General features: G+C 45.7%; 16 protein-coding genes and 1 tRNA gene. 15 read left to right on the plus strand and 2 right to left on the minus strand.

The genetic code is table 11. The annotated features are described in order from the left end of the window. Positions 1–87 precede the first annotated feature (87 nt). From AB4323_RS07515 to luxS, 10 genes are all read left to right on the plus strand, one after another. Positions 88–164, plus strand: a tRNA-Arg gene (locus AB4323_RS07515). Between the two features lie 375 nt (positions 165–539). Further along, the gene (locus AB4323_RS07520) at positions 540–797 is read left to right on the plus strand and encodes an oxaloacetate decarboxylase subunit gamma (RefSeq protein WP_004741884.1); all 258 of its coding nucleotides are present in this window, start codon (positions 540–542) and stop codon (positions 795–797) included. A gap of 31 nt (positions 798–828) precedes the next feature. Next, a complete protein-coding gene (gene oadA / locus AB4323_RS07525) occupies positions 829–2604 on the plus strand; it encodes a sodium-extruding oxaloacetate decarboxylase subunit alpha (RefSeq protein WP_372105036.1) in 1776 nt (591 codons plus the stop codon). A gap of 9 nt (positions 2605–2613) precedes the next feature. Further along, the gene (locus AB4323_RS07530; RefSeq protein WP_019825842.1) at positions 2614–3744 is read left to right on the plus strand and encodes a sodium ion-translocating decarboxylase subunit beta; all 1131 of its coding nucleotides are present in this window, start codon (positions 2614–2616) and stop codon (positions 3742–3744) included. Positions 3745–3916: 172 nt separating this feature from the next. After that, on the plus strand, positions 3917–4870 hold the full coding sequence (locus tag AB4323_RS07535; RefSeq protein WP_102319878.1) for an NADP-dependent oxidoreductase: 954 nt from the start codon (positions 3917–3919) through the stop codon (positions 4868–4870). A 6-nt stretch (positions 4871–4876) separates the two neighbouring features. After that, positions 4877–5338, plus strand: a complete 462-nt coding sequence (locus AB4323_RS07540; RefSeq protein WP_017059555.1) for a YqaA family protein — start codon at positions 4877–4879, stop codon at positions 5336–5338. 9 nt (positions 5339–5347) lie between these two features. Further along, positions 5348–8206, plus strand: coding sequence for a M16 family metallopeptidase (locus tag AB4323_RS07545; protein WP_372152093.1), 2859 nt, complete (start codon positions 5348–5350; stop codon positions 8204–8206). Between the two features lie 99 nt (positions 8207–8305). Further along, positions 8306–9874, plus strand: coding sequence for a glutamate--cysteine ligase (gene gshA, locus AB4323_RS07550; RefSeq protein WP_102331920.1), 1569 nt, complete (start codon positions 8306–8308; stop codon positions 9872–9874). A gap of 10 nt (positions 9875–9884) precedes the next feature. Then, positions 9885–10535 (plus strand): hypothetical protein, encoded by a 651-nt coding sequence (locus AB4323_RS07555; protein ID WP_372152095.1) that lies wholly within the window; start codon positions 9885–9887, stop codon positions 10533–10535. Positions 10536–10559: 24 nt separating this feature from the next. Further along, positions 10560–11078, plus strand: coding sequence for an S-ribosylhomocysteine lyase (gene luxS, locus AB4323_RS07560; protein WP_017056597.1), 519 nt, complete (start codon positions 10560–10562; stop codon positions 11076–11078). A gap of 115 nt (positions 11079–11193) precedes the next feature. Here luxS and AB4323_RS07565 read toward each other — a convergent pair whose 3' ends face one another. Next, positions 11194–12465: an HlyC/CorC family transporter gene (locus AB4323_RS07565; RefSeq protein WP_017063233.1), complete on the minus strand. Its 1272-nt coding sequence runs from the start codon at positions 12463–12465 to the stop codon at positions 11194–11196. Between the two features lie 127 nt (positions 12466–12592). Next, positions 12593–13387: an inner membrane protein YpjD gene (locus AB4323_RS07570; protein WP_019825854.1), complete on the minus strand. Its 795-nt coding sequence runs from the start codon at positions 13385–13387 to the stop codon at positions 12593–12595. Between the two features lie 200 nt (positions 13388–13587). Here AB4323_RS07570 and ffh point away from each other — a divergent pair, with 200 nt between their 5' ends. From ffh to rplS, 5 genes are all read left to right on the plus strand, one after another. Then, the gene (ffh, locus tag AB4323_RS07575; protein ID WP_010435884.1) at positions 13588–14982 is read left to right on the plus strand and encodes a signal recognition particle protein; all 1395 of its coding nucleotides are present in this window, start codon (positions 13588–13590) and stop codon (positions 14980–14982) included. 212 nt (positions 14983–15194) lie between these two features. Beyond that, positions 15195–15443 carry a 30S ribosomal protein S16 gene (gene rpsP, locus AB4323_RS07580; protein WP_004410028.1) on the plus strand — a complete coding sequence of 83 codons (249 nt, stop codon included), beginning with the start codon at positions 15195–15197 and terminating at the stop codon, positions 15441–15443. A gap of 24 nt (positions 15444–15467) precedes the next feature. Next, positions 15468–16022 carry a ribosome maturation factor RimM gene (gene rimM, locus AB4323_RS07585; RefSeq protein ID WP_017063236.1) on the plus strand — a complete coding sequence of 185 codons (555 nt, stop codon included), beginning with the start codon at positions 15468–15470 and terminating at the stop codon, positions 16020–16022. Positions 16023–16048: 26 nt separating this feature from the next. Further along, positions 16049–16789 (plus strand): tRNA (guanosine(37)-N1)-methyltransferase TrmD, encoded by a 741-nt coding sequence (gene trmD, locus AB4323_RS07590; RefSeq protein WP_017061056.1) that lies wholly within the window; start codon positions 16049–16051, stop codon positions 16787–16789. 59 nt (positions 16790–16848) lie between these two features. Then, a complete protein-coding gene (rplS, locus tag AB4323_RS07595) occupies positions 16849–17202 on the plus strand; it encodes a 50S ribosomal protein L19 (RefSeq protein WP_004735514.1) in 354 nt (117 codons plus the stop codon). Positions 17203–17360 lie beyond the last annotated feature (158 nt).

The raw sequence follows: 17360 nt of genomic DNA on the forward strand, positions 1-17360 counted from the left end.
GCGCCACTATTTAGGGCTTTTTTCTTATAAGAATGAAATCCTTATATTGATCTCTTGTTAGTAACAATGAATTGATATTAAAACCGTGCGCTCTTAGCTCAGCTGGATAGAGTACCTGGCTACGAACCAGGCGGTCGGAGGTTCGAATCCTCCAGAGCGCGCCACATTATTAAAAAAAGCCTCGTTTATACGAGGCTTTTTTTATGTCTGCTGCAAATTTGTTGCGACAATGTTAAATTTGTTCGTTGTTTAACTTGTTGTATTTAAAGTAGTTCTTGATTGCTTCTTTGTTATTCCACCTTTCTCATATCAATTCCCAGAAAAGCCCCGTTTAAGTCACAGTTTAAATATCTAAAAATGACGTATTTGACAGATTTATGTGATCTGATAGGCGAATAATTAACCTTATGTGTGCGTTATCCGTAACAGAACCTTAAACAAAATTGACAAACTTTTACCAATCGAGATAATCCATGGGTCGGGATCACTATTCGCTGAAATCCTGTACGTATGTCAGGATGACGAAGAAAGGAAGCAACATGACTAATATTGGAAGCCTGCTAGGAGATGCGGCGACTCTAATGATAACGGGGATGTCCGTTGTCTTTATTTTCCTAACTATTCTAGTTTACCTCGTTCGGTTGATGTCAAAACTGGTACCAGAAGAAGTACCAGAGCCGATCGCAGCACCTAAAAAAATTCAAAAATCACAATCAAACCCTTCAGCTGTTAGTCCACAGGTAGTGGCTGCAATTTCGGCCGCGGTTCATCAATACCGTGCGTCTACTGCTAAGTAGTATTTAAAGGATTAAAAAGGAGTTTATGAGCATGTCTAAACCACTAGCTATCACAGATGTGGTACTTCGTGACGCGCACCAGTCACTATTTGCTACTCGTATGCGTATCGAAGATATGCTGCCAATTGCGGCAGAACTGGATAAAGTCGGTTACTGGTCACTTGAGACTTGGGGCGGCGCGACGTTTGATTCGTGTATCCGTTTTCTTGGCGAGGATCCATGGGAGCGTTTGCGTGAGCTGAAAAAAGCGATGCCAAACACACCAATGCAGATGCTACTGCGTGGTCAAAACCTATTGGGCTACCGTCACTACGCGGATGATGTAGTAGAAAAATTTGTTGAACGTGCCCATAAAAACGGCATGGACGTATTCCGTATCTTTGATGCGATGAATGACGTGCGTAACTTTGAAAAAGCAGTGAAAGCAACGATCGACGTTGGTGGCCACGCTCAAGGTACGTTGTCTTACACAACCAGTCCGGTCCACAATTCAGATACTTGGGTTGATTTGGCTAAGCGCCTAGAGGACCTAGGTTGTCACTCACTATGTATCAAAGATATGTCAGGTTTATTAAAGCCGTATGAAGCAGAAGAGCTGATTACACGTATCAAAGCATCGTGTGACGTTCCTCTAGCACTGCATAGCCACGCGACAACTGGTCTATCGACTGCAACAGCGGTTAAAGCCGTTGAAGCGGGTATCGACATTCTAGATACCGCTATTTCTTCAATGAGCTGTACTTACGGTCATACGCCAACCGAAACGGTTGTTGCGATGTTAGAAGGTACAGAGCGCGACACGAATCTTAAACTAGACCAAATCGAACCCATCGCGGCTTACTTCCGTGATGTACGTAAAAAGTACGCGAAATGGGAAGGTCAGCTAAAAGGTGTCGATTCTCGCATCTTAATCGCTCAAGTTCCTGGCGGAATGTTAACTAACATGGAAGGCCAGCTTAAAGAGCAAGGCGCCGCCGATCGCATGGATGAAGTTCTAGAAGAGATCCCACGCGTACGTAAAGAGCTTGGTTACATTCCTTTAGTAACACCAACTTCTCAGATTGTCGGTACTCAAGCGGTTATTAACGTCTTAACGGGCGAACGCTATAAGAGCATCACGAAAGAGACTGCTGGTCTACTGAAAGGTGAATACGGTCAAGCTCCTGCTGAAGTGGATACTGAACTGCAAGCGAAAGTTCTAGACGGTGCAGAGCCGATTACTTGTCGTCCTGCTGATTTACTTAAGTCTGAAATGGATACGTTAACGACGGATCTGTTAGAGAAAGCGAAATCAGAGGGTATCTCTCTAGCTGAAGATACGGTTGATGATGTACTGACTTACGCGCTCTTCCCACAAGTGGGTCTTAAGTTCCTTAAGAACCGTCGTAATCCTGAAGCATTTGAACCTGCACCAACGCTAGAAGTTGCGGCTCCAGTTGCTGCAGCTCCTGTACAAGCTTCTGGTGGTATTGAAAGCTACAGCGTGAAGGTTGATGGTCAAGTTTACGATGTTGAAGTTGGCCCACAAGGTGAACTGACATCGGTGGCGCCATCTGCAAAACCTGCTCAGGCTGCACCAGTAGCAGCGTCTGACGCTGAAGCGGTTCCAGCTCCATTGGCGGGTAACATCTTTAAAGTAAACGTTCAGGCGGGTACTGAGGTTTCTGAAGGCGACGTTCTACTAATCCTAGAAGCGATGAAGATGGAAACGGAAGTTCGTGCTGCTCGTGGTGGTATCGTTCAAGAATTGAATGTTAAAGAAGGCGATGCAGTTACTGTAGGCGCTCCACTACTAAGCTTAGCGTAAGGGAGTACCATGGAAGGATTGATGACCTTATGGTCTGAAACAGGGATTGCGAACTTTGAGTTCGGCCAGATCTGTATGATGCTGGTTGGTTGCTTACTGTTGTTTTTGGCAATTCGTAAAGGATTTGAACCGTTACTTCTACTGCCTATTGGTTTTGGTGCTGTATTAGCAAACATTCCAAATGCTGGGTTTACTGATCCAGGTGGTTTGCTCTACTACGTCTACTACATTGGTATTGAGACAGGTATTTTCCCACTGCTGATCTTTATGGGTGTTGGTGCGATGACGGACTTCGGTGCGTTGATTGCGAACCCTAAAACGTTGTGGCTAGGGGCTGCGGCTCAGTTTGGTATCTTCGCGACGCTATTTGGCGCGATCTTGCTGAACTACGTTCCAGGAATGGAGTTCTCGATGGCCGATGCTTCGTCAATTGCGATCATTGGTGGTGCCGATGGCCCAACTGCGATCTTCTTGGCGAGTAAGTTATCTCCGGATCTTTTAGGTGCCATTGCAGTAGCGGCTTATAGCTACATGGCTTTGGTTCCGATCATTCAGCCACCAATCATGAAAGCGTTAACGTCTCCTGAAGAGCGCAAAATTAAGATGGCTCAACTTCGTCACGTTAGCAAAGCCGAGAAGATTCTTTTCCCGCTTGCTGTACTACTGATGACGATTTTGTTCCTACCTTCAGCAACACCTCTAGTTGGTATGTTCTGTTTGGGTAACTTAATGCGTGAAGCGGGTGTGGTTGATCGCCTTTCAAAAACAGCTCAAAACGAACTGATTAACGTTGTAACTATTTTCCTAGGTCTAGGGGTTGGTTCTAAGCTTCAAGCGGATACGTTCTTGAACTTAGAAACATTGGGTATTCTAGGTTTAGGTGCGGTCGCGTTCAGTATCGGTACGGCGGGTGGTGTATTGATGGCTAAGGTGTTGAACCGATTCTCGAAAGAGGACATCAACCCACTGATTGGCGCAGCTGGCGTATCAGCGGTTCCAATGGCGGCACGTGTTGTGAACAAGGTTGGTCTTGAGGCAAACCCTCAGAACTTCTTGTTGATGCATGCAATGGGCCCGAACGTAGCCGGTGTACTTGGTAGTGCGGTTGCGGCGGGTATTCTATTAGCTCTCGTGGGCTAGTGGATTTGCTGGGTCATGTATCGTTACGTTAATTGGTCGTCAATTTACGAATGAGCGGTTAACTTAGCCTTATTAAATGGTTTATAGTCAAAGGGATGCTTTCGCATCCCTTTCTTTTTATTAATTAGGGTGCTTGCTCACTAGGGCTTTTATCAATCAAGGAAATGTGGAAATGGAAAATAAACAGATTGCGATTACTCAATTCGGCGGCGTCGAAAACCTAAGTATTCAAACCAGTGCGATCCCTGAGCCTAAGGCTGGAGAAGTGGTGGTTAAAGTTTCCTTTTCAGGCATTAATCCGATTGATGTCAAAACCCGAGCGGGCCTTGGTTGGGCGGCAGCACAAAACAAAGATAACCTACCTTGGGTACCTGGCTACGATATTTCAGGGCAAATTGTCTCGCTAGGCGAACAGGCTGAACGCTTTACTGTTGGTGATAACGTAGCTGGCTTTATTGGTTTTCCACTGCAAGGTGGCGGTTACAGCCAATATGTGTGTGTTCCAGAAGCTGCATTAAGTATGGTTCCTGATTCTGTCACTCTAGAAGCGGCAGCTGCATTACCACTCGCGAGTCAAACAGCGGCACAAGCGCTCAACAAAGCCGAAGTGAAAGAAGGCGACCGCGTGCTTATCTTGGCGGGCGCGGGCGGCGTTGGTCACCTTGCGGTTCAAATTGCAGTGGCAGCAAAAGCAGAGGTTTACACAACCTGCAGCGAAGCCAACCTTGATTACCTTGCGACGCTAGGTGCTCACGCGATTAACTATAAGTTTGCACCAGCATCAGAAAGAGTATCTGATGTCGATGTGTTGATTGACTTGGTCGGCGGCGATACCGCGCTTGATGCATTGAAGTGCCTAAAAGATGACGCGCGAGTCGTGACTGTGCCGACTCTATCTGCAGAACTTATCTGCGAAAAAGCCACACTATTAGGTTTTACTGCATCAGGCATGCTGGTTGAACCAAGCCCTGAGCAAATGGACACTATGCTTTACATGGTCAGTGTCGGATTACTCAAAACAGAAATTCAAGGTATCTACCAATTAGACGAGGCGCAGTCGGCGCACCTGCAGGTTGAAACCGGACACACCAGAGGCAAGGTGCTACTTAAAATGCAAGAAAGTTGATAGGCAGTGTTAGAATTTTTTAACTCCCTTTTTGAAAATATCGCGCTGTGGTTCTCGGACTCGGCGCTGTGGGTACTCTTCATTAGTGGCTTCTTGAGTGCCACGTTACTCCCCGGTGGTTCAGAAGCTAGCCTTGTGGCTGCATTGAGCTTAGATCAGTTTTCAACCTCATCGATCATTCTAGTGGCGACATTAGGCAATACCTTAGGCGGCCTGACTAACTATTGGATTGGTTTGTGGTTGCCTAATCGAACTCAATCTGAAAAGCATGGTCATAAGGCTATGGCTTGGCTGAGTCGCTATGGCTACTGGACACTGTTATTTAGTTGGTTACCGATCATTGGTGACCCTTTGTGTCTCGCTGCGGGTTGGCTAAGAATGAAATTCATCCCTAGCGTTATTTTGATAGCGATTGGCAAAGCCGCTCGCTATAGCTTACTTGCTGCTATCTACTTCGGTTTTTTCTAAGGAGAACCTATGAAAAAGGTTTTACTAGGTACATTTTCTCTTATCGCCATTGCTGGCTGTTCTTACAATGTACCTAGCTCAACGCCCTTCTTTTCCTCGTTACCTGAAGGTGTCACTCTGTTAGAAGAGGTTAAGCCCTCTAAAGATAAAGTAGTGATTCCTTACACCAAGTATCAGCTTGAAAACGGTCTGACAGTTATTCTTTCCCCTGATGATTCCGATCCGTTGGTGCATGTTGATGTAACTTATCACGTCGGTTCAGCACGTGAAGAGATAGGCAAGTCGGGATTTGCTCACTTCTTTGAGCACATGATGTTCCAGGGTTCAGAGAACGTTGGTGACCAACAGCACTTTAAGATCATTACCGAAGCGGGTGGCTCGTTAAACGGCACGACCAACCGTGACCGCACCAACTATTTTGAAACTGTTCCTTCTAACCAACTTGAGAAAATGTTGTGGTTAGAATCAGACCGAATGGGCTTCTTGTTGGATGCTGTTTCTCAGAAGAAATTTGAGGTTCAAAGGGGCACGGTCAAGAACGAGCGAGCGCAGAGCTACGAAAACCGTCCTTACGGCTTAATGTGGGAACGCATGGGCGAAGCGCTTTACCCAGAAGGTCACCCTTACTCTTGGCAACCAATCGGCTATGTTGAAGATCTTGACCGTGTTGACGTGAATGATCTTAAAGCTTTCTTCCTGCGTTGGTACGGCCCAAACAATGCCGTGTTAACGATTGGTGGTGATATCGACGTTGATGACACGCTAGAGTGGGTTAACAAGTACTTTGGCCCAATTCCTCAAGGTCCTGAAGTGAGGGCGGCAGAGAAGCAACCAGCTGTTCTAACAGAAGATAAGTACATCACCTTAGAAGACAATATTCGTCAGCCGATGGTGCTGGTGGGTTGGCCAACAACGTATCGCGGTGAAGAGACGCAAGCTTCCCTGAATGCATTGTCTAACGTGTTAGGTTCAGGTACCAACAGTTACCTATATCAAAACCTCGTAAAAACGCAGAAGGCCGTCAGCGCTGGCTCTTTCCATGATTGTGCTGAGCTTGCTTGTACCATGTACGTGTATGCAATGGGCAACTCAGGTGAAAAAGGCGATTTGACGGTTCTTAATAAAGAGCTGATGGATACCCTAGAGCAATTCTCGAAAGAGGGCGTTGAGCAAGAGCGTTTAGACCAGATCACTGGCATGGCAGAAGCGAATGCTGTTTTTGCATTGCAAAGTGTTAAAGGTAAGGTGTCGCAACTCGCGTCGAACCAAACCTTCTATGGTCAGCCTGATCGCATTGAATCACAACTCGATCAAATCCGAGCGGTGACGCCTGAGAGCGTAAGTAAGGCATACCAAGATTTCATCGAAGGTAAGCACAAGGTTATCTTGAGTGTGGTTCCTAAGAAAAAGCTCGATTTAGCGGTTCGTGAGGCGACCTTTACCACGCCACCACGTATGTTGCCGGAATACAGCAAGGTGACGGAAGATCAACTGGATTTCAGAAAGGCACCGGATACCTTTGATCGCAGTGTGATGCCAGAAGTGAACTTTGGTGTTGAGGCGACCATGCCTGAGTTGTACCGCATGCACTTTGCAAATGGCACTGACTTAATTGGTACCGTGACCAGTGAAACGCCGACAGTACAGCTGCAAATTCAATTGCCTGCAGGCGAACGCTATGTTCGCAAAGGGCAAGAAGGCCTAGCGAACCTAACGGCTTCGATGATGGAAGAAGGCTCAACTAAACGAACCGTTGAAGAGTTACAAGCGACCTTAGATAAACTTGGTAGCAGCGTGAGCATTAGTGCGGGCAGCTACACCACAGATATTTCAGTCTCGACGCTAGAGAAAAACTTGCCTCAAACCTTAGCGATTGTGCAAGAGGTTCTATTCGATCCTAAGTTCGATGAGCAAGATTTTGAGCGCGTTAAGAAACAGATGCTAGAAGGCGTTGTGTATCAGCATCAGCAGCCAAGCTGGATGGCTTCTCAAGCAACCCGTGAAGTGCTGTTTGGTGACACTGTTTTTGCTCGTGCAAGTGATGGTACTAAGGAATCTCTATCGAAATTGACCTTAGACGATGTGAAAAAATTCTATGCGCAACATTACACACCAGAAGGTGCCAATATTGTTGTTGTGGGAGACATCTCGAAGAAAGAGGTAGGGAAACAGCTACAATTCTTTGAAGAGTGGCAAGGCGATGCGGCACCATTAACGCGTCCACAGATCGTCAAAGAGCTTTCTGGTCAGCACCTGTACTTAGTCGATAAACCGGGTGCGCCGCAAAGCATTGTTCGCTTGGTTCGTAAAGGCCTGCCGTTTGATGCAACGGGTGAATTGTATTTGAGCCAGTTAGCTAACTTTAACTTAGCGGGCAACTTCAATAGCCGTATCAACCAGAACCTACGTGAAGACAAAGCCTACACTTACGGTGCAAGCGGTTACTTCGCAAGTACTCGTGAAACTGGCGCAGTGGTATTTAGCGCGCAGGTAAGGGCGAATGCGACGGTTCCATCGATTCAAGAGTTTATTAATGAGCTGAATGAGTTTAGCCAAAGTGGATTAACTGACGAAGAGGTGAAATTTATGCGCCTTGCCGTCGGTCAACAAGATGCACTTAAATACGAAACGCCAAGTCAAAAGGCGGGGTTGTTGAGTAATATTGTTGCATTGAGCCTTGATGAAGATTACCTACAACAGCGTAATCAGATAGTTGAAACGGTTTCAAAAGAGACCTTAAACGAGCTATCTAAGAAATGGTTTGACCCGAATGATTATCAAATAATCGTTGTTGGTGACGCGACTTCGCTTCGCCCGCAATTAGAAAAGTTAGATATTCCAATAGAAGAGCTTGAAATCATTCGTTAGAGTACACATTAAAGGGGGAGGGAAGAGACTCTACTTTTCTCCTCCAACCTAATTTATGATAGTTCTAATCAGAACAATATAAGATAAGTGAACTGAATTTTGACTGATTTTGCTGCGCGACTAAAGCAAGTTGCAACCAACCCTAAGACCTTCTCTCAATTTGGTCGTGGTGTTGAAAGGGAAACATTACGCTACACGGAAGATGGGCACCTTGCTACTGGGCCGCACCCTGAGGCTTTGGGATCTGCGTTGATGAACGAATGGGTAACGACCGATTTCTCTGAGTCGCTACTGGAATTTATCACGCCTGTTTCTAACGACGTTCCGACGCTTTTGAATCAGTTGTCTGATATCCACCACTTCACGCAAACCAAGTTAGACGGCGAAAAACTATGGCCGCTTTCTATGCCTTGTTACGTTGGCAGTGAAGATTACATTCAGCTAGCGCAATACGGCACCTCGAATAACGGTAAGATGAAGACCCTATATCGTGAAGGCCTAAAACGTCGTTACGGTAGCCTGATGCAGATTATCTCTGGTGTTCACTTCAACTTCTCTTTCCCAGAAAGCTTTTGGGATAGCCTGTTTGGAGAGCAAACTGAAGAAGCGCGTTGTGAATCTAAGTCAGATGCTTACTTTGGTTTGATTCGTAACTACTACCGCTTTGGTTGGTTAATCCCATACTTCTTCGGTGCTTCACCTGCGCTATGTTCTTCTTTCATCAAAGGAAGAGAAACAAACCTACCTTTTGAAAAGGTTGGTGAGACATTGTATCTGCCAAAAGCAACGGCGCTGCGCCTGAGCGACCTTGGCTACACGAACAGTGCGCAAAGTGTGTTGAAGATTGGTTTCAACAGCCTAGACCAATACCTTGAAGGTTTGAATCAAGCGATTCGCACACCATCAGAAGAATTTGCCGAGATTGGCACTAAGGTTGATGGTGAATACCGTCAGTTGAATAGCAACGTACTGCAAATTGAAAATGAGCTTTACGCTCCAATCCGCCCTAAGCGTGTGGCGAAGAGTGGTGAGAAACCATCTGAAGCATTGGCACGCGGTGGTGTTGAGTACATTGAGGTTCGTTCTTTAGATGTAAACCCATTCAGCTCAATTGGTATCAATGAGCAGCAGGTTCGCTTCCTAGACTTATTCCTAACGTGGAGTGTGCTAACGGACTCTGCTGAGATGGATAACTGCGAGCTTGAATGCTGGCGCGATAACTGGAACAAGGTGATCCTACAAGGTCGTCAGGTTGGTCTAGAGCTGCAAATCGGTTGTCATGGTGAGCGATTGTCTCTGCAAGATTGGGCGAAGCGTGTCTTCAAAGATCTGCGCTCTATTGCCGAGATGATGGACGCTGAACAAGGTGGTCGTGCATACCAAGAAACATGCGATACGCTTGAGGCTTGGATTGATAACCCTGAGCTAACTATTTCTGGCCAGTTGCTAGAAGAGACCAAAAAATTGGGCGGCTTAGGTAAAGTGGGTTGCGCGTTAGGTAAAACGTACGCTCAGCAACACAAAGCGCACCAATACAAAGTATATTCAGCTGAGTTGATGGAAGCAGAAGTTCAACGTTCTGTGATTGCTCAGCAACAAAGTGAAGAAGCAAGCACTCAAGATTTTGATAGCTTCTTAGCGGATTATTTTTCGTATTTAAAAGCATAGCGAGACTTTGGTGGAAAGGAAGCAAGCCTTATTAGGTCAGCCTACTCGAGTGAGTAGTAAATGGTTACCTGTAGTGACTGTTGGTGTTGTCTCTAGCCTGTTGGTTGGATGTGCAACGCCACCGCCAAAGCAGCAAGATAATTTGTGTAGCATCTTTCGAGAGCACCCTTCATGGTATGAAGATGCCTTGGATATGCAAGAAGAATGGGGAACGCCGATTAACGTTGCGATGGCTTTTGTGAAACAAGAGAGTAGCTATCGTCATGATGCGCGCCCACCTAAAGATTACATTCTTGGCTTTATACCGTGGGGGCGTGTAAGCAGTGCCTACGGTTATGCACAAGCTCAAGATCCTGCTTGGGAAGACTTCCAAAAGGCGACCAATAACGGTGGCTCAAGAACCAACTTTGATGATGCATTGATGTTCATCGGTTGGTATACCAGCGAGATGCGTCGTCAATTGGGCATCTCACTATGGGACCCATATAACCAATACCTGGCTTATCATGAAGGCCGTGGTGGTTATAAGCGTAAGTCATACAACAGCAAGCCATCGCTAATTAAGGTGGCGCGCAAAGTCGAACAGCAAGCAAAAGATTATGGATGGCAGCTGAAACAGTGCCGCAAAGAACTAGAAGACAATCGAAGCTGGTTTTTCTAAAGCCAGCCGTCATGGAGAAGAGCAATGCCTTTACTAGATAGTTTCACTGTTGATCACACACGCATGAACGCACCTGCCGTTCGTGTTGCTAAAACAATGCAAACCCCAAAAGGGGATACCATCACTGTGTTTGACCTGCGTTTTACTGCGCCAAACAAAGACATCCTATCTGAGAAAGGTATCCATACTCTAGAGCACCTATATGCTGGTTTCATGCGTAATCAATTGAACGGTTCAGATGTAGAGATCATCGATATCTCACCGATGGGCTGTCGCACTGGTTTCTACATGAGCCTGATTGGTACGCCTACAGAACAACAAGTGGCTGACGGTTGGTTGGCAGCGATGCAAGACGTACTGAAAGTTGAGAACCAGAATAAGATCCCTGAGCTGAACGAATACCAATGTGGTACCGCGGCAATGCACTCTTTGGATGAAGCGAAAGAGATCGCGAATGCGATCATCGCTGCAGGCATCTCTGTAAACAAGAATGATGAACTGGCACTGCCAGAGTCTATGCTGCAAGAGCTTAAGATCGACTAGTCATTGATAGCTACCCTAGATAGGGCGAGTTAGATACTAAAAGGCCCGGTTCAATGAACCGGGCCTTTTTCGTCAACGTATTTTAGGGCGAGACAGAGATTCAGTGATAACTCAGTTAGCCGTTCACGATCTGTGGGAACACGCGAACCAGTTTGATGCGGTTCTCTTCAAGCTCAACAATTTCCATTGGGTGGCTGGCAACCTGAACACTCAGGTGACTCTCTGGAATATCTTCAAGGTGTTCCAGTATCAAACCATTCAGCGTTCTTGGGCCATCGGTAGGCAGTGCCCACTGTAAGCCTTTGTTGATATCTCGGATATTGGCACTGCCTTCAATCAAGAAGCTGCCATCGCTTTGCGGAGTAATCTCTTCAGATAAGCTTGGGGTGATTGAGGTGGTAAACTCACCTACGATCTCTTCTAGAATATCTTCTAATGTAACCAAACCATTGATGTCGCCATACTCATCAACAATCAAACCGATGCGCTGCTTATTGCGTTGAAACTTAAGCAGTTGAATATTGAGTGGTGTCGCTTCAGGAATAAAGTAGATCTCATCCGCGGCACGCAACAGGGTTTCTTTATTGAATTCGTTCTTTTCAAGCATCAGACGGTAAGCTTCACGCAGCCTAAGCATGCCGACCACTTCATCTATTTGGTCACGGTACAGCACTACGCGACCATGAGGCGAGTGGGTAAGTTGACGAACGATCGATTTCCAGTCGTCATTGATGTCGATACCAGTAATCTCATTACGCGGCACCATGATGTCGTTCACGGTGACGTGCTCTAAATCCAGAATAGACACCAACATATCTTGGTGACGTTGAGGGATTAAGCTACCGGCTTCATTTACCACGGTTCTAAGCTCTTCGGAGCTCAAGTGGTCGGTTGCATCATGGCTGGCTTTAACGCCTAAGATACGAATGAAGCCGTTGGTAATGAAGTTCACTAAGATCACCAATGGTGATAGCACCTTCATCAGTATCATCAAAAGGATACTACTCGCGTAAGAGACACGTTCAGGAAATAGAGAAGCGATGGTCTTTGGGGTTACCTCGGCGAATACTAGGATCACGAGAGTCAGGGTACCAGTAGCGATAGCCACACCGATATCCCCGTAGATGCGCATACCAAGAATAGTAGCGATCGCAGATGCAAGAATGTTGACGAGATTGTTGCCGATGAGAATGAGGCCAATCAATCTGTCTGGGCGGTTCAGAAGTTTTTCTACGCGCTTGGCACCTTTATGACCCGTATTGGCCAAGTGCTTTAAACGGTAGCGGTTCAGGGACATCATGCCCGTTTCGGAACCAGAGAAATAACCAGAAATTACAATGAGACACGCGAGTAGCGCAAATAAGATACCCGTTGATATGTCGTCCAAAACTATTCTTTTCCTATTTGTGTGTCTTGATTAATTTATGACCGAACATGGTCGAGATGTCAATTGAATGTATTGCACTCAATATTTTAAAGGCAAGGTATGTGAGACCTTGCCTTTATTTTACAGACTAGTTCAGGATGATTTCCTGGACGAAGCGGCTACCGAAGTAGGCTAATGTGAGCATGCTGGCGCCGGCCAGTGCGAACCAAGTGACTTTCTGTCCACGCCAACCTTTCTGATAGTGACCCCACAGAAGGATGGAGTAGATAACCCAAGCGATAAAAGATAACACAGCCTTGTGTGCCTTTCCTTGAGCAAACATATCTTGCACGAAGATGAGACCCGTTAACAAGGTACCTGTTAATAAGCCATTACCAATCAAAATGATCTTGAAAAGTTGTCTTTCCACCATCATTAAAGGAGGTAGGTTAGGGTTTATCACTAAGGCTTTTTTCTTTTTAAGTTTGTGATCTAGCCACGCAAGTTGCAGGGCGTATAGCGCACCGATAGTTAACGTTGCGTATGAGAATAGAGCCAAAGAGATGTGCACGAGCAGTTTTGGGTCATTCTCTAGATGTTTGATGAAGGTGCTTGGAAGAAAAGTGGCAGCCATCAAGTTCAGCGCAGCGAAGCTATAGACGACGGGTAAGATAAACCACAGACGGGTTTTGAGCATTGCACCGCTCATTACCACAGATATGATTAAACTGATTAATGAAGCAACGTTCAAGATACTGAGGTTTTGGCCACTGGCATTAAAAATCAAATCGCCAAGCAACCAAGCATGGAAAGCTAGAGCAAGTAATGCGCTGATAAACACCGTTTTTACACGGATTCCTGTTTGGTGCACGAGACCTGGAATGATCGTGGAAATCGCCATTGTATAAAGAAAGGCTGCTGCGATCGCAATAAGACTGTCCATGGTATCCATTTTAATGATTACTAATTGGCGAATTATACCTCGCATCGCTCTTTGGGGCTATGGCGAACCTCATTCAATTCCAAGTGAATAATGTCTCACATCACAAGCACGGATGATTAACGCTCTACAACGGGTATGACTCTAATCCGCGCTAATGTATACTCACAGTAATAGTCGCAGTTTTGAGCGAAGAGAAAACTATGTTTGATAATTTAACGGATCGTCTATCCAAAACGCTGAAGAACATCAGCGGTAAAGGTCGTCTGACCGAAGACAATATTAAAGAGACGCTGCGTGAAGTACGTATGGCGCTACTTGAAGCCGACGTTGCACTGCCCGTTGTCCGCGATTTTGTTAAGCGCGTAAAAGAAGGCGCTGTGGGTGTTGAGGTTTCTAAATCTCTAACGCCTGGTCAAGAATTCATTAAGATCGTTCAAGCTGAACTTGAAGCGGTGATGGGTGAGTCTAACGAGGCTCTTAACCTAGCAGCGCAGCCGCCAGCCGTTATCTTAATGGCGGGTCTACAAGGTGCGGGTAAAACCACATCGGTAGGTAAGCTATCTAAGCTTCTAACTGAGCGTGACAAGAAGAAAGTCTTGGTTGTGTCTGCCGACGTTTACCGTCCAGCGGCAATCAAACAGCTTGAAACGTTAGCAAGCGATGTTGGCGTAGACTTCTTCCCATCTTCAGCTGATCAAAAACCTCTTGATATTGCAAACGCTGCAATCGACCACGCGAAGAAGAAATTCTACGACGTGCTACTTGTCGATACTGCGGGTCGTTTGGCTATCGATGAAGAGATGATGGGCGAGATCAAAGAGCTTCATACTGCAATTAAACCAGTAGAGACACTGTTCGTTGTTGATGCAATGACAGGTCAAGATGCTGCGAATACTGCAAAAGCCTTTGGTGATGCGCTACCACTAACCGGTGTTATCTTGACGAAAGTGGATGGTGATGCGCGTGGTGGTGCTGCTCTGTCTGTTCGTCATATCACAGGCAAGCCGATTAAATTCTTGGGTGTTGGTGAAAAGACTGACGCACTAGAACCGTTCCACCCAGATCGTGTTGCTTCTCGTATCTTAGGTATGGGCGACGTACTGTCTCTTATTGAAGACCTACAGAAAAACGTTGATACCGAGAAAGCAGAGAAACTGGCTAAGAAGTTCAAAGAGAAGAAAGGCTTTGACCTTGAAGACTTCCGTGAACAACTAGGTCAGATGCAAAACATGGGCGGCATGATGGGTATGATGGATAAGCTTCCAGGCATGTCTCAGCTACCAGATAACGTTAAAGATAAAGTTGATGACAAGATGTTCAAGCAAATGGAAGCGATCATCAACTCTATGACCATGAAAGAGCGTCAACGCCCTGACCTAATCAAAGGCTCTCGCAAAAAGCGTATTGCCGCTGGTTCTGGTACACAGGTACAAGATGTAAACCGTATGCTTAAGCAGTTCACCCAAATGCAGAAGATGATGAAGAAGATGCAGAAAGGTGGCATGAAAGGCATGATGCGCAACATGCAAGGCATGATGGGCGGCGGTGGAGGTATGGGCGGAATGGGTGGTGGCTTTAACCCGTTTGGTCGATAATCTACAAATGTAAGCTTTAGCTACGTTACTTTTCATAGTGTTAGCTGTGTCACAGAAAGTGTACGGCAGCTATGTTGGTGAAAAAATAGCTAAAGCCCTTGCATTGCACCGGAATAAGAGTAAAATTCCGGGGCTTTAATTTGGCACGAGACCCCAAGCTATTTACTTATACTTGGGGTTAATTATTTTATTAAGAAAGCAAAGAGGACGACATGGTAACCATTCGTTTGGCACGTCACGGTGCAAAGAAGCGCCCATTTTATCAAATCGTAGTTGCGGATAGCCGTAACGCTGCAACTGGCCGTTTCATCGAGAAAGTAGGTTTCTTTAACCCTACAGCTCAAGGTCAAGAAGAAGGTCTACGTCTAGACCTAGATCGTGTTAACCACTGGGTTGGTCAAGGCGCATCTCTATCTGATCGTGTAGCTAAGCTAGTTAAAGACGCTCAAAAAGCGGCTTAATTCTTTTTTAAAGAGAAATAGCTTATGTCGATGAAGGGTAAAGAAACTATGAGCGAGCAAAATAATAGAATTGTCATGGGTAAACTTGGGTCTACCTATGGTATTCGTGGCTGGCTCAAAGTGTTCTCCTACACAGACAATGCTGAAAGCATATTTGATTACAGCCCTTGGTATTTAAACCTAAAGGGTAAGTGGGTTGAGTACAAAGTTGAGAGCTGGAAACGTCATGGCCAAGGTTATGTATGTAAGCTAGCGGGATTAGATGTTCGTGAAGACGCGCAACTGATGACTAACTTTGAAATTGCTATTGATCCTGCTTCGTTACCTGAATTGTCAGAAGATGAATTCTACTGGCGCGAATTGTTCGGTATGCAAGTTTTTACCACTAAAGGTTACGACCTTGGTGAGGTCACTGACCTATTAGAAACTGGCTCGAACGATGTTCTAGTAATCAAAGCAAATCTTAAAGATGCTTTTGGCCAAAAGGAACGGTTAGTACCGTACCTTGAAGAGCAAGTGATCAAGAAAGTTGATCGCGAAGCTCGCCGGATCGAAGTTGACTGGGATCCTGGATTCTAACTCCAAATTACAGAGCGAGAGAACACATGTGGGTTGGCATTATTAGCCTTTTTCCTGAAATGTTCCGTTCTGTTACTGATTTTGGAGTAACAGGTCAAGCGGTTAAAAAAGGTCTTTTATCTATTGAGACATGGAATCCTCGTGATTTCACTCATGATAAACATCGCACTGTTGATGACAGACCTTACGGTGGTGGTCCTGGCATGTTAATGATGGTTCAGCCTTTGCGCGACGCTATCACAACGGCCAAGCAAGCAGCACCGGGAAAGACGAAAGTTATCTATCTTTCACCTCAAGGTCGTAAACTCGACCAGAAAGGTGTTGAAGAGCTGGCAACAAACGAGAATTTACTTCTTATTTGTGGTCGCTACGAAGGGGTAGATGAGCGCATCATTCAATCTGAAGTTGACGAAGAATGGTCGATTGGAGATTTTGTGATGACGGGTGGCGAACTGCCAGCCATGACGCTGATTGATTCAGTATCTCGGTTTGTTCCGGGTGTACTTGGAGATTTCGCTTCAGCAGAAGAAGATTCTTTTGCAAATGGTTTGCTAGATTGTCCCCATTATACGCGCCCTGAGGTGCTAGACGATAAAGATGTGCCATCGGTACTCAAGTCTGGAAACCATAAGGATATTCGTCGCTGGCGATTAAAACAATCGTTGGGCCGAACTTGGCTAAGAAGACCAGAACTCCTGGAAAACCTAGCTCTGACTGACGAACAGGAACAATTACTGGCTGAATTCATTAAAGAGCAACGCTCTTAACGAAAAGCAAGCAGTAACCTATTAAATTTAGTATCAGTTTATTCTAGGAATTTATACAAATGAGCAACATCATCAAGGCTCTTGAAGAAGAGCAACTAAAATCAGACCTTCCTAAATTCGCACCAGGTGACACTGTTGTAGTTCAGGTTAAGGTAAAAGAAGGTGACCGTGAGCGTCTACAGGCTTTCGAAGGCGTTGTAATCGCTATTCGTAACCGTGGTCTACACTCTGCATTCACAGTTCGTAAGATCTCGAACGGTGAAGGCGTAGAGCGTGCGTTCCAAACTCACTCTCCAATGGTTGATAGCATCGAAGTTAAACGCCGTGGTGCAGTACGTCGTGCCAAGTTGTACTACCTACGTGAGCGTTCTGGTAAGTCAGCTCGTATTAAAGAGAAGCTTACTAAGAAGTAATTCTTTTTGCATTCTATCGATAAAAGCGGAGCCATTTGGCTCCGCTTTTTTGTGTCTGTTATTTGGAGCTTAGCAGGTAAGAGATCCCCAATTCGCTCGTACCTCACTCTTGAGGATGACAAACCAGACGAAACTCATATTTATACCAATTAAAGTAA

It is taken from the genome of Vibrio sp. 10N.261.52.C11 (assembly GCF_041471405.1).
Taxonomy (GTDB): domain Bacteria; phylum Pseudomonadota; class Gammaproteobacteria; order Enterobacterales; family Vibrionaceae; genus Vibrio; species Vibrio crassostreae_C.

What these genes read in the sequence shown, in the direction of transcription:
- ffh (WP_010435884.1), top strand. Translation starts at nt 13,588, where the DNA reads ATGTTTGATAATTTAACGGATCGTCTATCCAAAACGCTGAAGAACATC.
- AB4323_RS07570 (WP_019825854.1), bottom strand. Translation starts at nt 13,387, where the DNA reads ATGGACAGTCTTATTGCGATCGCAGCAGCCTTTCTTTATACAATGGCG.
- AB4323_RS07535 (WP_102319878.1), top strand. Translation starts at nt 3,917, where the DNA reads ATGGAAAATAAACAGATTGCGATTACTCAATTCGGCGGCGTCGAAAAC.
- rimM (WP_017063236.1), top strand. Translation starts at nt 15,468, where the DNA reads ATGTCGATGAAGGGTAAAGAAACTATGAGCGAGCAAAATAATAGAATT.
- rpsP (WP_004410028.1), top strand. Translation starts at nt 15,195, where the DNA reads ATGGTAACCATTCGTTTGGCACGTCACGGTGCAAAGAAGCGCCCATTT.
- AB4323_RS07520 (WP_004741884.1), top strand. Translation starts at nt 540, where the DNA reads ATGACTAATATTGGAAGCCTGCTAGGAGATGCGGCGACTCTAATGATA.
- oadA (WP_372105036.1), top strand. Translation starts at nt 829, where the DNA reads ATGTCTAAACCACTAGCTATCACAGATGTGGTACTTCGTGACGCGCAC.
- luxS (WP_017056597.1), top strand. Translation starts at nt 10,560, where the DNA reads ATGCCTTTACTAGATAGTTTCACTGTTGATCACACACGCATGAACGCA.
- trmD (WP_017061056.1), top strand. Translation starts at nt 16,049, where the DNA reads ATGTGGGTTGGCATTATTAGCCTTTTTCCTGAAATGTTCCGTTCTGTT.
- rplS (WP_004735514.1), top strand. Translation starts at nt 16,849, where the DNA reads ATGAGCAACATCATCAAGGCTCTTGAAGAAGAGCAACTAAAATCAGAC.
- AB4323_RS07545 (WP_372152093.1), top strand. Translation starts at nt 5,348, where the DNA reads ATGAAAAAGGTTTTACTAGGTACATTTTCTCTTATCGCCATTGCTGGC.
- AB4323_RS07530 (WP_019825842.1), top strand. Translation starts at nt 2,614, where the DNA reads ATGGAAGGATTGATGACCTTATGGTCTGAAACAGGGATTGCGAACTTT.